5 protein-coding genes are annotated in these 14,774 nt (G+C 61.8%); 4 read left to right on the top strand and 1 reads right to left on the bottom strand.

The genetic code is table 11. The annotated features are described in order from the left end of the window. The first annotated feature begins 81 nt into the window (after positions 1-81). On the top strand, positions 82-6,666 hold the full coding sequence (locus tag HX811_RS21710) for an NEL-type E3 ubiquitin ligase domain-containing protein (protein WP_177047324.1): 6,585 nt from the start codon (positions 82-84) through the stop codon (positions 6,664-6,666). A gap of 45 nt (positions 6,667-6,711) precedes the next feature. Here HX811_RS21710 and metH read toward each other — a convergent pair whose 3' ends face one another. Then, on the bottom strand, positions 6,712-10,422 hold the full coding sequence (gene metH, locus HX811_RS21705) for a methionine synthase (protein ID WP_177047322.1): 3,711 nt from the start codon (positions 10,420-10,422) through the stop codon (positions 6,712-6,714). Between the two features lie 164 nt (positions 10,423-10,586). Between metH and HX811_RS21700 the strand changes: the two genes are divergently transcribed. The 3 genes from HX811_RS21700 (at position 10,587) to nfuA (ending at position 14,626) form a co-directional block, all read left to right on the top strand. After that, positions 10,587-12,878, top strand: coding sequence for a fatty acid cis/trans isomerase (locus HX811_RS21700; protein ID WP_177047320.1), 2,292 nt, complete (start codon positions 10,587-10,589; stop codon positions 12,876-12,878). An 81-nt stretch (positions 12,879-12,959) separates the two neighbouring features. Beyond that, entirely contained in the window at positions 12,960-13,982 is a 1,023-nt protein-coding gene (locus HX811_RS21695) for an acyltransferase (protein ID WP_003210814.1), read from the top strand. 59 nt (positions 13,983-14,041) lie between these two features. Further along, positions 14,042-14,626, top strand: coding sequence for a Fe-S biogenesis protein NfuA (gene nfuA / locus HX811_RS21690; RefSeq protein ID WP_003210817.1), 585 nt, complete (start codon positions 14,042-14,044; stop codon positions 14,624-14,626). Positions 14,627-14,774: the final 148 nt, after the last annotated feature.

Here is a 14,774-nt window from a genome sequence, read left to right as displayed (position 1 = left end):
ACAAAAACAATTATCTACCTGCGAAGGCGCTCGCCTGTTCGCTGTACTGGGCCTCCCAAAAGCGTTCTCAGGAAGCCGCACATGTCTACTCCACCTAATGCCCTCGCGGACGCAAGCTTGCACACCGCCCTGATCAAGGCGCGCCTGCCCATGTGGGTCGCCCACATGGCCCCCGTCGATGTGCGCCGGCTCAAATATGGACTGTTGCCCGGCAGGGAACGGCCTGCCACCAAGGTCCCGCTCTCGCCCGCATTGATTAAGGCACTCGATGACAGTCGCAAGGCCAGCCGCCGGTCCCGCGAAGCCCTGGCCAAGGGCCTTGGCGCACTGCAAGGCATTGTCGAATTCGCCCAGCCCAAGCTGGAAGCTGCGTTGCGCGAGGCGATGGGCGAGGCCCCGGACGTCAACAAAAACCAGCTGCATTACCTGCGGTATCGCCAGGCCCCGCAGCAGCATTCGTTGCTGCAGGCGGCGTTGCTGAACTTCGAGGGCGATGAAGACTTCACCGATATCGCCCTCGAACAGACCAGTGCCCTGGCTCCGGAAGGTGCGCTGCTGACCGAGTACCACGGCGAAGTGCAGTCGGATGGCTCGCGTGCGGCGCGTTATCGCTACAGCGAAACCCTGTCCATGACCCCACAAACCTTTTCCACCCTGTGTCGCACCCTGGACCTGGGCCAGCAATACCAGGCTCATCTGGCGCAGGTGTTCGATGCCCCGGCCACTCGGGCCGTGGTGCGGGAGCAGATGATTCGCGCGCAAAAAGACCTGCTGACGGTACGTCTGTATGCCGCATGGGCGCAGGGCGACATCGGTCCGGCGGTGTTTCTCATGTTGCGCGAATTGCTGGCAGGAACTTCGCGGCCGCTGCTGGAGGGTGAGGCCGTACGTTTCGGTCAACTGTCGATCCTGGGCTGCGAGCTGGGGGAGGTACTGCTGATCGGGCCGGGTGTCGCACCGACCTCGTCCGTGGTCCCGCCCTTGTTTCCGGGGGCAGGCGTGAGCGGGCTGCTTCCCGTGGCGCCTGATACGCGGGTGGTGGCCTGGATTCCGGGCGCGCCGCAGTGTCCGCTCAAGGAATACCCGTCGATGCAGGCGTTCGACAAGGAGCTGGCGGTGAACCTGCGCTCACCTGCCTATCAGCGGCTGTTTGCCAGCCTTGTACCTCAGCAACAGGCACCGCAGTTCCTTGAGCGGCTCAAGGAAAAACTCTACACCTTCACCTGGAACCCGCGAGGCTACAAAGAGCAGGTCTACGACGAGCAAATCAACGTGAACCGGCGAGAACGGTTGATTGAGGGCGAGTTGTTCGGCGCGCTCTACGAGCGGCATGTACAGCGCCTCAAGGACAATGCCAGAACCCTGGCGGTGCCCACTGCGGAGGCTGACCGAAAAGCCGCACAGGCACGCCATGCCCACTGGTTGAGCATGGGCTTGAACACATTGAATGTGGCGGCATTCATGGTGCCCGGCCTGGGGGAGCTGTTGTTGGCGGTCACGGCGATTCAGTTGGGCCTGGAGGTCTATCACGGCATCGAATCCTGGCAGGAGGGCGATATGGATGCGGCGTGGGAGCACTTGGAGTCGGTGGCGCTGAATGTCGGGTTCATGGCCACCCTGGGCGGAGCGGCAGCCCTCGCTGGCCGGGCGCCCCCGATCCAGGTGTCGAAATGGGTCGATGGGCTGGTGCCGGTGAAGTTGCCGAACGGCGAAACGCGCCTGTGGAAACCGGACCTTGCGGCTTACCGCAGCCATACCGTGCTGGATGCATCGCTCAAGCCCAATGCCCAAGGTCAGTACGCCCACGACGGCAAGATATACGTGCGCCTGGGTGAGGGCCTTTATGAAAAGGTTTTTGATGCCCGGATCAGCAAATGGCGGATCCAACACCCGGACGATCCGGCCGCCTACCAGCCGATCCTTGAACACAATCGGGCGGGGGCCTGGCGCCATTCCCATGAACGCCCCCTGGAATGGGACCGCCTGACTTTGCTGCGGCGCCTGGGCCATGAAACCCAGGGAGTCAGCGATACAACCTTGCGCGCCGTTGGCGACATCAGCGGCATCAGTGACGACCTGTTGCGCAAGGTCCACATAGACGGTTTGCCGATGCCGGCCGTACTGGCCGACACGTTGCAGCTGTTTCGCGGCGCACCGCCACAGGCTGCACTGCTGTCCCCCGAGGGTGCGGTGTTACAGCGCCGCTTTGCTTCTTTGTCTCGAGGGGCGATCAACGAAATTATCAGTACGGCCAGCGATAAGGAACGCCTGCAGATACTGGGCCGAACCGGTGTTGCGCCGCGCCTGGATAACCTGGCGCGGCGTGCGGTACAGCAACGTCGCCTGAGTGGTGCGTTGGCCGGCTTGTACCTGCCGGCGCTCGCCAGCCTGGACAGTGACCGGCTGGCGTTGCATTGCTTGCAGCAATTGCCGGGTTGGTCTCCCACGCTGCGCCTGGAACTGCGCGCCGACAGCCACAGTGGGCGCTTGCTGGCTTCAGTCGGCCCTGAAGATGCGGCAGTGCGGCGTTATCTGGTCAAGCAAGGCGAGACATTCCTGGCGTGCGACCTGCAGGGGGCTCCTCTTAACAGTCCGGTCCCCGGCAGTCGTAATTTCTATCCATCAATCGTCCATGCCTTGCCCGTGACCCTGCGCCAGTCACTGGGTTTGCCGCTGGCCAGCGCGGATGTCGATTTGCAGCAAGCCCTGGCACGGTATGCCACGGCACACCGCCTCGAAATGGCCGCCGTGCTGAAGATACGCGCGCCCATGGCTCGCCCGGCGTTGCGTCTGGCGAGCGGGTCATTAGGTTATGCCCTGAGCGGCCGGGGTACGGTCCAAACACCTGATATCGCCCTGGCGGCCAGGGTTCGCGATGTTTACCCCAACCTCAGCGATGAGGCGGCCCAGCTGTTTGTGCAAAGTCTGTTGCAGGCCGGCCAGCGTCCCCCACAGATCTATGAGTTGATAGGCAACCGCGAGCGTGAACTGACCCAGTTACGCATGACCCTGGATCGTTGGGTGACGCAAAACAGTGCTCAGGCGGGGGCACAACATACGGCCGACACCCTGATCAATTGCTGGCGCGAAGGCGCGTACCGAGGCCTGAAGCCCCATGCCTATCTGTCACTGGGCAAGGCCGGTCATTTGCCAGCGCTGAATGCTGATTTTTCCCATGTGCGAGGGTTGGGCGTAAGCGGCGAAACCCTGGCGGGCGCCCAGGGCACCAGGCTTGCGCAGCAGTTCTCCAACGTCGAAGTCCTGAATGTGTTTACCGAGCCCGCCCATGTCGAAGCGATTGCTGCGGGCCTCGGGCTGTTTCCCAAGCTTGAAGAGTTGTCGATCGACGGCTGGGGCTTGACCTACTCGCCGGTCTTTTTGCAACGCCTTAACACGTTGAGCCAATTGCGCCGGTTGGCCCTGACGGGCGCGCTGGAGGCATTGGATGTCAGCGGCTTGAAACAGCTGCTTGCCTTGCGGGTGGCGGGCACCCTGAAAGAGTGGCCGGTGGGCGTTCTGACGTTGGACAAACTGGAGACGCTCGACCTGTTGGGCACCGGGATAAATACGGTGCCGGCGGCAATGCTTGAGGGCCATGAGCGCCTGTGGCGTGGCCTTACCCTCAATTGGTCAGCGTTTGAGCGACGTGCGTTCATGCCGGCGTACCAACACGTGAAGGGCCACCCGGGGCATTTGGTGGATGAGGTGCTGATGGTGGACGCTTATTGTGAGGGCGCGTTGCGACGCCTGAAAGACAGCGACCCGGCGTTTGCGCCCAGTGCCTTGGCGTACCTGCGGCGCCATCGGTTGACCAGTGACGCCAAGTTGACCCGTGTGCATGCCTTGCTGGATGAGCATGCAACGTTGCAACAGGCGCTGGAAGAGTGGCAGGGCAGGGAAGTGGAGGTCGACCGGCGACCGGTGGACCCGCTCAATCGTCAACGTGCGGCAGACAAGCTCATGGCTTACTGGCGTGATGGGCTCGACCGGCGTTTTGCCTCCCCCCGTGAGGTGGCCGGGCCTTCTTCGCCAGTCGCCTCGGAGGGCGTCATGCTGGACCTGTCGGGTACGATACTGGGGGATTTGCCGCTGATGCCGGCCGCAGCGTTTGCACACGTGCAGCGCTTGAACCTCGCAGGCACCCGGGTTTCAGTGGCGGCATTGAACGATTTTCTCCTGCAGTTTACCCAGGTCGTTGGCCTGGACTTGAGTCGCAGCAACCTGATGGACCTGCCTGAGTCCCTGACGCAGCTGAGGTCTCTCAAGCAGCTGGACCTGGCGCACAACCAACTGACGATCACCGACGCGATACAGCGGCGCCTCAGTGCCCTGGTCACGCTTCGAGGGTTGAACCTGGACTACAACCGTGTGGGTACCCTGGATGTCAGCGGGATTAACCAGTTGCGCAGCCTGAGCCTGAGCCACACCGCGACCACCGCCTGGCCGACAGGTTGGCTGACATTGCCCGAACTGCGTCAAGTGGACCTGAGCTATAGCGCAATTACCACGATCCCCCAGGCGGCACTGACCGGCCATGACCTGCTGATGCTCAGCAGCAACGTGCGAGGTTGTCGCTTGACCTTGCCCGCCTGTGCCGACATACAGCGTTTTGCCCTGCGCACCTACCACGACAACCCGTTGAACGTCGCGCCGGCAATGCAACCGGTTTTTGGTCCGAGCGTTTACCTGGACAGGCCCTTGGGCATTCCTCGCGAGGGGCTGGCGGAGGGTAGAACGGGAGGCGACCCGGAATATTTTCCCCAGGAGGTAACAGACAGTCCCGATCTGCTCCTTGCACTGGAGGTAGAGGTGCCCAACAGTGAAGTTCGGCAGACACCTGCGCAGCGTCTGCAACAAATAGACCCGGCGTTGTCCACGCGCGATGCAGTACGGCGCATTGACGAACTGCTTGCCAGTGGCCTGGGTGCACTGGAGGTCGAGGCATGCCTGGTTCGGTGGCGCACGGGCTACCGGGGTATGGTGCGGGTGTTGAACGACTGGATCGATATTCGCGGTTATCGCCAGGGGGGCGGCTGGGTCAGCGCGGTGGACCGTCGTCGCGCGGCCGACAGGCTTATCGACAGTTGGCGCCATACCTTGCGGGCGCACCCCGAGGTTGCGCCGGGCGACGGGCGCGAGGTCCTTCAATTGAACGACCTGTATCTGGGTGACCTGCCGGCGTTACCCGAGCCGTTGGCCCATGTGAGGGTGTTGAACCTCAACGCAGTCAAGCTCACTGAGCAGGGCTCCAATGCGTTCCTGCGGGCGTTTCCCAAGCTGCGTACCCTGACCCTCAACAATAATGGCCTGATGAGCCTGCCCGACGCCGTCGGCGAATGCTCGACACTCACCGAGCTGCGCCTGAGCCATAACGAACTGCGCTATCGCAGCGAGCTGCAGGGCCAGCTCAATCGGCTGACCGCGCTGGAGCGCCTGGACCTGAGTGAGAATGTCCTCGATTCTTTGGACATCAGCAGCCTGCCTCAATTGCAGTCATTGGAACTGCGTGGCAATAACCTTCTGGCGTGGCCGCAGGGTGTCCTCCAGGCTGCACAGTTGCGCCACCTGGACCTGCGCAGTAACCGTATCGAAACCATCCCTGAAGACGCGTTGCTGCCCCGGCACAGCGCCTTGATGTGGGGCACTGACCTGTCCGATAACATCCTGGTCGAGGAAGACCTGGCACGCCTGTGCGCCTACCAGCAGCAGACCGACTGTGGCCTGGGGTTTTCGGCTGAGGAGTTGGAAGACGCACTGGAGGGTTACCACAGTACCGAGAGCAGTTCCGGGTCGGACATCCACCCTGAACTCTTGACCCCGGAACAACAGAAGGCCCAATGGTTCCCGGCCATTGCCGCCGATTCAGCCCGTCACCGGGTATGGAGCGTGCTCAAACAGGCCGAAAACAGCGAAGACTTTTTCTACATCATTTCCCAGTTGAAGAACGCCCAGGATTTCTTGCACGACCGCGCCGACCTGACTCGCCGGGTGTGGGCGGTGCTTGAGGCGGCGGAGCAATACCCGCACTTGCGCGAACAACTATTTGGCCAGGCCCAGGCGATGCGGGTAAGGGCTACCTGTGGTGACGGCTGGATCCTCCTGTTCAGTGATCTTGAAGTCAGCGTGTATGAGTTCAAGGCCCTGAGGGCCCTTGCACCCGGGCAGGAAGGCACCACGCTGTTCAACCTGGCCCGGCGCATGATCCGTCTCGATGAAGCGGAGCGCATTGCTGGCGAAGCGATCAACCGCAGCCCCGGCATCGATCCGGCGGAAATTCGCCTGGCCTACCGCATCGGCCTGGCCGAACGCCTGGATCTGCCTCACCAACCGTCCACCATGCTGTACCGCAACCTGTCCCGGGTGACCCAGGCCAATATCGATCAGGCGTATACCGCCATTATGGCCAGAGAGAGTACTCCGGTGTTTATGCAAGAGCTGGTCAAGCGCCCGTACTGGGTCAGCTACTTGCAGAAGCTCTACCCGGAAGAGTTTTCGGTGTTGGCCCAGGCGCATCAGGTCAAGGTAGATGCCCTCGAGGAGCTTCACCCGGACCTCAGCGCCCAATACCTGAGCGAAGTCGCAGCCTTGGACACCGAAAACCTTGCCGAGCAACAGGCACTGGCGCTCAGGCTTTCGGGGCGGGCGAGGAGGGACCTGGGGATCTGACCCGGGCGCCCAGCCGGCTGGACGCCCGGGTCAGCGCGCCACGACTTAGTTGTCGTAACCCAGGTTCGGCGCCAGCCAGCGTTCGGTCACGCTCAGGTCCTGGTCCTTGCGGGCGGTGTAGCTGGCGACCTGGTCCTTGTCGATCTTGCCCACCGCAAAGTACTGCGCCTGCGGGTGAGCGAAGTACCAGCCGCTGACGGCTGCTGCCGGGAACATCGCGTAGTGCTCGGTCAGGAACACGCCGCTGCGGCCGGCGTGCATCTCGCGGGCTTCAGGGTCCAGCAGTTGGAACAACTGGGCCTTCTCGGTGTGGTCCGGGCACGCCGGGTAACCCGGGGCAGGGCGAATACCGCTGTACTGCTCCTTGATCAGCGCTTCGTTATCCAGCACTTCGTCCTTGGCGTAACCCCAGTGTTCCTTACGTACTTGCTGGTGCAGCCATTCGGCGCAGGCTTCGGCCAGGCGGTCGGCCAGGGCCTTGACCATGATCGAGTTGTAGTCGTCGCCGGCGTCCTGGTAGGCCTTCGCCACTTCTTCAGCGCCGATGCCAGCGGTGGTGATGAAGCCACCGATGTAGTCGGTTACGCCGCTGTCCTTGGGCGCGACGAAGTCGGCCAGGGAGAAGTTCGGCTTGCCGTCGGTCTTGATGATCTGCTGGCGCAAATGGTGCAGCCTGGCAATCGGCTGGCCATCGTCGCCGTAGACTTCCAGGTCATCGTCCTGCACCTGGTTGGTCGGCCAGAAACCGAACACCGCGCGGGCGCTGATGAGTTTTTCGTCGATCAGCTTCTTGAGCATTTCCTGTGCGTCGGCGTACAGCGCCGTCGCCGCTTCACCCACCACTTCATCGGTGAGGATGCGCGGGAACTTGCCGGCCAGGTCCCAGGAGATGAAGAACGGTGTCCAGTCGATGTACTCGGCCAGGACGTTGAGGTCGATATTGTCCAGCACCTTGGCGCCGGTAAACGTCGGCTTGACCGGCGTGTAGCTGCTCCAGTCGAACTGCGGCTTCTTGGCGATGGCGGCCGGGTAGCTCAGGCGCTCGGTGCGCGCGCTGCGGTTGGAGGTGCGCTCGCGCACGTCGATGTATTCCAGGCGGGTTTTCTCGACGAATGCCGGCTTCAATTCCTTGGACAGCAATTGCGTCGCCACGCCCACGGCGCGGGAGGCGTCGGTGACGTAGATCACCGCGTCGTTGCTGTATTTGGGCTCGATCTTCACGGCCGTGTGGGCCTTGGAAGTGGTGGCGCCACCGATCATCAGCGGCAGGTGGAAATCCTGGCGCTGCATCTCGCGGGCGACGTGCACCATCTCGTCCAGGGACGGGGTGATCAGCCCGGACAGGCCGATGATGTCGCACTTCTGTTCCTTGGCCACCTGCAGGATTTTCTCGGCCGGGACCATCACGCCCAGGTCGACGATGTCGTAGCCGTTGCAACCCAGCACCACGCCGACGATGTTCTTGCCGATGTCGTGCACGTCGCCCTTCACCGTGGCCATCAGGATCTTGCCCTTGGCTTCCGGCTTGTCGCCTTTTTCCAGCTCGATGAACGGGATCAAGTGGGCCACGGCCTGCTTCATCACCCGGGCGGATTTCACCACCTGAGGCAGGAACATTTTGCCGGCGCCGAACAGGTCGCCGACGATGTTCATGCCGGACATCAGCGGGCCTTCGATCACTTCGATCGGGCGCGCGAACGACTGCCGGGATTCCTCGGTGTCTTCGACGATGTGGGTGGTGATGCCCTTGACCAGCGCGTGTTCCAGGCGCTTGTTGACTTCCCAGCCGCGCCATTCTTCGGTCTCGGCTTCCTTGACGCTGCCGTCGCCCTTGTACTTGTCGGCAATGGCGAGGAGAGCGTCGGTGCCTTCCGGGGTGCGGTTGAGCACCACGTCTTCCACCGCGTCACGCAGCTCGGCCGGGATCTGGTCGTAGATCTCCAGCTGGCCGGCGTTGACGATACCCATCGTCAGGCCGTTGCGGATCGCATACAGCAGGAACACCGAGTGAATCGCCTCGCGCACCGGGTTGTTGCCGCGGAACGAGAACGACACGTTGGACACGCCGCCGGAGGTCAACGCATACGGCAGCTCGTCGCGGATGTAGGCACAGGCGTTGATGAAATCGACGGCGTAGTTGTTGTGCTCTTCGATACCGGTGGCGACCGCGAAGATGTTCGGGTCGAAGATGATGTCTTCCGGCGGGAAGCCGACTTCATTCACCAGGATGTCGTAGGAGCGTTTGCAGATTTCTTTCTTGCGTGCTTCGGTGTCGGCCTGGCCGGCCTCGTCGAACGCCATCACCACTACCGCCGCGCCGTAGCGCTTGCACAGCCTGGCGTGGTGAATGAACTGCTCCACGCCTTCCTTCATGCTGATGGAGTTGACGATGCCCTTGCCCTGGATGCACTTCAGGCCGGCCTCGATCACTTCCCACTTGGAGGAGTCGATCATGATCGGCACGCGGGAGATGTCCGGCTCGCCGGCAATCAGGTTGAGGAAGGTCACCATGGCCTTCTTCGAATCCAGCATGCCTTCGTCCATGTTGATGTCGATCACCTGGGCGCCGGCTTCCACCTGCTGCAGGGCGACTTCCAGGGCCTCGGTGTAGTTGTCTTCACGGATCAGGCGGGCGAAGCGGGCGGAACCGGTGATATTGGTGCGCTCGCCGACGTTGACGAACAACGAGTTGCGATCAATGGTGAACGGTTCCAGGCCCGACAGGCGGCAGGCTTTCGGAATGTCCGGGATCGGGCGCGGTGCGTAACCGGCCACGGCCTTGGCGATGGCTTCAATATGGCCCGGGGTGGTACCGCAGCAACCACCGACGATGTTCAGGAAGCCGCTCTGGGCGAATTCCTCGATGACCTTGGCGGTTTCCGACGGCAGTTCGTCGTACTCGCCGAATTCGTTGGGCAGGCCGGCGTTCGGGTGCGCGGAAACGTGGGTGTTGGCCTTGTTCGACAGCTCTTCCAGGTACGGACGCAGCTCGCTCGCCCCCAGTGCGCAGTTCAGGCCCACGGACAGCGGCTTGGCGTGGCTGACCGAGTTCCAGAAGGCTTCGGTGGTCTGGCCCGACAGGGTGCGGCCGGAGGCGTCGGTGATGGTGCCGGAGATCATGATCGGCAGTTCGACGTTGAGTTCCTCGAACACGCCCTGTACGGCGAAGATCGCGGCCTTGGCGTTGAGGGTGTCGAAAATGGTTTCGATCAGGATCAGGTCGGCGCCGCCTTCGATCAGGCCTTTGGTGGCTTCGGTGTAGTTTTCCACCAGCTCATCGAAGGTCACGTTGCGGTAGCCGGGGTTGTTTACGTCGGGCGACAGCGAGCAGGTACGGCTGGTCGGACCGAGCACGCCGGCGACGAAGCGCGGCTTGGCCGGGTTTTCCAGGGTCTTGGCGTCGGCGATCTTGCGCGCCAGGCGCGCGCCTTCTACGTTTAATTCGTAGGCGAGGTCTTCCATGCCGTAGTCGGCCATGGAAATGCGCGTGGCGTTGAAGGTGTTGGTTTCCAGGATGTCGGCGCCGGCATCCAGGTAGGCTTTTTCGATGCCGCCGATCACGTCCGGACGGGTGATCACCAGCAGGTCGTTATTGCCCTTGACGTCGCTCGGCCAGTCGGCGAAGCGTTTGCCACGGTAGTCCTGCTCTTCCAGTTTATAGCTCTGGATCATCGTGCCCATGCCGCCGTCGAGGATCAGGATGCGTTCCTTGAGGGCTTGGTGGAGGGCTTGCAGACGAGCGCTACGATCGGGCATGGGACTACTCTGGTCAGGTATTACGGAGGGCGAAGATCATAACAAACCTGTGCGCTTTTAGAGCATGTGCAGGGATTGCATGAATATCGCTCATGTTGGCGGGGGCGTTACATCGGTAGAATCGACGGGTTTTTCACTGCACGCATTGAATCGGGACCGGAAACATGTCACTTCGCCTCATCGTCAGCGCCGCGTTTGCGCTGTTCGCCCTCACCGCACAGGCAGAAGGTCCCGCCCCGGCGATCTCTTATACCCGTGACATCCAGCCGATCTTCACCGAGAAATGCGTGGCCTGCCACGCCTGCTACGACTCGGCCTGCCAGCTCAACCTGGGCAGTGCCGAGGGCGCCGCACGTGGCGCGACCAAGGTGCCGGTGTACGACGGCGAGCGCAGCCAGGCCAGCCAGCCCACCCGTTTGTTCTATGACGCCTTCGGCAAAGCCGCCTGGCAGCAAAAGGATTTCTACTCGGTACTCGACGCCCAGGGCAGCCAGGCCGCACTGATGGCGCGCATGCTGGAGCTGGGGCATAACGCGCCGCTTGCGCCCAACGCCAAGCTGCCCGACGACATCGTGCTGGGCCTGATCCGCGAAAACACCTGCCCGATGCCGGGGGAGTTCAACGCCTACGCAGGTAACCACCCGAAGGAAGGCATGCCCCTGGCCGTCACCGGCCTGACCGACCAGCAGTACCAGACCCTGCAACGCTGGCTGGCCTCCGGCGCACCGATCGACGAACAAGGCCTGGCCCCGAGTGCCAAGGAAGCCTTGCAAGTGCAGCAATGGGAAAACCTGTTCAACCAGCCCGGGGCCCGGGAAAGCCTGGTGGCGCGCTGGTTGTTCGAGCACCTGTTCCTTGCCCACATCTACTTTGAAGGCGGCGAGCCGGGGCATTTCTTCCAGTGGGTACGCTCGCGCACCCCGAGCGGGCAGCCGATCGACCTGATCAACACCCGCCGCCCCAACGACGACCCGGGCACCCAGGTGTACTACCGCCTGTGGCCGGTGCAGGGGGTGATCGTGCACAAGACGCACATCACCTATCCGTTCAGCGCCGAGAAGATGGCCCGGATCAAGTCGCTGTTCTATACCGATGACTGGCAGGTGCAAGCCTTGCCGGGCTACGGGCCGGGCCGGCGTGCGAACCCGTTCGAGACCTTCGAGGCGATTCCGGCCAAGGCGCGCTACCAGTTCATGCTGGATAACGCCGAATACTTCGTGCGCACCTTTATTCGCGGGCCGGTATGCCGGGGCCAGATCGCCACGGACGTGATCCGCGACAACTTCTGGACCCTGTTCCAGGACCCCGACCACGACCTGTACATCACCGATGCCCGCTACCGCGGCCAGGCCACGCCGTTGCTGGCGATGCCGGGGCAGATTGACGATGTGGGCAGCGTGCTCAGCCTCTGGCTCAAATACCGCGACAAGCGCAACGAGTACGAAGCGTTGCGCCGAGACAGTTATGCCGACCTGCCGCCGCCGAGCTGGTCGAGCCTGTGGGCGGGCAACGACAACGCCTTGTTGAGCATCTTCCGTCACTTCGACAGCGCCTCGGTGACCAAGGGCTTGATTGGTGAAGTGCCGCAAACCCTGTGGCTGTTCGACTATCCGCTGCTGGAGCGCACCTACTACCAGTTGGCGGTGAATTTCGATGTGTTCGGCAACGTTTCCCATCAGGCCCAGACGCGCCTGTATTTCGACCTGATCCGCAACGGTGCCGAGCAGAACTTCCTGCGCCTGATGCCGGCGGACTCGCGGGACGACTTTCTTGACGATTGGTACCAGAACAGCGGCAAGGTCAAGCTGTGGCTGGACTATGAAGCCATCGACGATGACAAGCCCACGGGCCTCAAGCTCGATGAAAAGGACCCCAAGCGCGACTTCGCCAACCAGTTGCTGACCCGTTACGGTGACCTGAACGCCAGCCCGGACCCGATCAACCGTTGCGTCAGCGCCTATTGCTCGCGTCCGGGCATTGACCCTGCGTTGCAGGACGCCGAACAGGCCCTGAGCCGCCTGACCAACCGCCCGGCGGCGGGGCTCAAGGTGATCGACCTGTTGCCGGAAGCGACCATGCTGCGCATCGAAACCCGCAGCGGCAAACGTGAGATGTACAGCCTGTTGCGCAACCGCGCCCACAGCAACGTGGCCTTTATGCTCGGTGAGGCTTATCGCTATCAGCCGGGCCTGGACACCGTGACCATTTATCCCGGCGTGCTGAGCAGCTACCCGAACTTCATGTTCAACATTCCGGCGCAGCAGGTGCCGGAGTTTGTCGCTGCCATGGAGAATGCCAAGGACGCCAATCGCTTCGAGAAGATTGTCGACCGCTGGGGCATCCGCCGCAGTCACCCGCAGTTCTGGCAGTACTTCCACGACCTGTCGCAGTACATCCGCGAAACCACGCCGGTGGAAGAGGGCGTGCTGGACATGAACCGCTACGAGAATCTTTGATCGACCTTTGACCGTCGACGGCTGTCCCAAGCCATAGGCACCTGAATAACCGGTGTCGAGGGTTGGGAGAGTGGGTCGACGATGTTGATTTCAGTACAGGCACTGCGCGCCCTGGCGGCCTGGACCGTGGTGGGTCATCACTTCATGCAGATTTTCTTTGGCTTTAAGGCCGATTCGGCGCTGGGCCACCTGTTTGTCGACAAAGGTGCGGCGGGCGTGGATGTGTTTTTTGTGATCAGCGGCCTGGTGATCTTCCTCTCCACCGAGAACAAACAGCTGCCGCCCTGGCGATTCCTGCTGTATCGCCTGCTGCGAATCGTCCCGGCCTACTGGTTCTACACGCTGTTGATGGCGCTGCTGGTGGTATTTGCGCGGCCGGTGTTGCCGGACCAGAGTGTCGATGCGGCCCATGTGTTGATGTCCTTGTTGTTCATACCTTCCGAAAATCCCGGTGGTTATGGGGTGTACCCGACCTTGAACGTCGGCTGGACCCTGAACTACGAGATGCTCTTCTACGTGCTGTTTGCGTGGGCGTTGCTGTTTCGCCGGCAGTGGCGGGTGCTGGTGGTGGGCGCGTTGTTGTTCGCGGTGTGCCAGGCGTGGACTTCTTTCGGCTGGATCAGCGAATTCTATCGTTCGGACATCGTGTACGAGTTCTTGCTGGGAATTGGCATCGGCATGCTGTATCGCAAGGGCTGGATTCGCCCCGGGCTGTGGCTTCCATTGCTGGGGATTGCGGGGGCATTGTTGGCGATCTATCACTGGCCGGCATCGCCGCGGGCCCTGACCTGGGGCTTGCCGAGTGCGGTGCTGGTGGTGGCCTGTATCTCGATGGAACGCTATTTCGAGCGCAGCCGACTGCTCAAGGTGATGGGGGATTGTTCCTACTCGGTCTATCTGATGCACGTGCTGGTGCTGTCGGCCGGTGGTTTTGTCGCCCAGCGTTATGGGGTTAACGCCTACGTGATGCTCGGCGTATGCGTGGTGCTGATCGCCCTTGGGTCGCTGGCCAGCTACCACTGGCTGGAAAAGGGCAGTTATCGTCGGCTCAAAGGCTGGTTCGATGGCGACGAACGGTTGGTTCTTTCCCGACAAAAATACTAGGACTTTGTACCTCGGTAATAATTTGGCGTAAACTGCCGGCAAGCCTGCGAGGAGTTTCCATGACCGCCATAACCATTACCGACGCCGCCCACGATTACCTGGCTGATCTGCTGTCGAAGCAGAACACCCCGGGCATTGGCATTCGCGTCTTTATCACCCAGCCCGGCACCCAGTACGCTGAGACGTGCATTGCCTACTGCAAGCCGGGAGAAGAAAAACCTGAAGATACGGCGTTGGGGCTGAAAAGCTTCACCGCGTATATCGATGCGTTCAGTGAAGCGTTCCTTGACGATGCGGTGGTTGATTACGCCACTGATCGTATGGGTGGCCAACTGACCATCAAGGCGCCGAACGCCAAGGTGCCGAATGTTAATGCGGATAGCCCGATTAACGAGCGCATCAACTATTACCTGCAGACCGAGATTAACCCTGGGTTGGCCAGCCACGGTGGTCAGGTGAGTCTGATTGACGTGGTTGATGATGGTATTGCTGTGTTGAAGTTTGGTGGCGGTTGCCAGGGCTGCGGCCAGGCGGACGTGACCTTGCGTGAGGGTATTGAGCGTACGCTGCTTGAGCGGGTTCCGGAGCTCAAGGGTGTGCGGGATGTGACTGACCATACGCAGAAAGAAAACGCCTACTACTAAGGGTGTTCGCTGCGGATGTGAAAAAACGGCGCCCCGTGAGCGCCGTTTTTTTATGGTTTGGATTCAGTGGGTTGCGTTAGGGTTGTGAGGTTTTGGGTTAGGTATGTTGTGTACATATCCGTTGCTGCGGTAACGGCCGCTTATGGTT

Source organism: Pseudomonas sp. F8002 (genome assembly GCF_013385495.1).
Classification (GTDB): Bacteria; Pseudomonadota; Gammaproteobacteria; order Pseudomonadales; family Pseudomonadaceae; genus Aquipseudomonas.
Note: the sequence above shows the minus strand (reverse complement) of the source record. Positions and strands in the feature narration are given on the sequence as shown.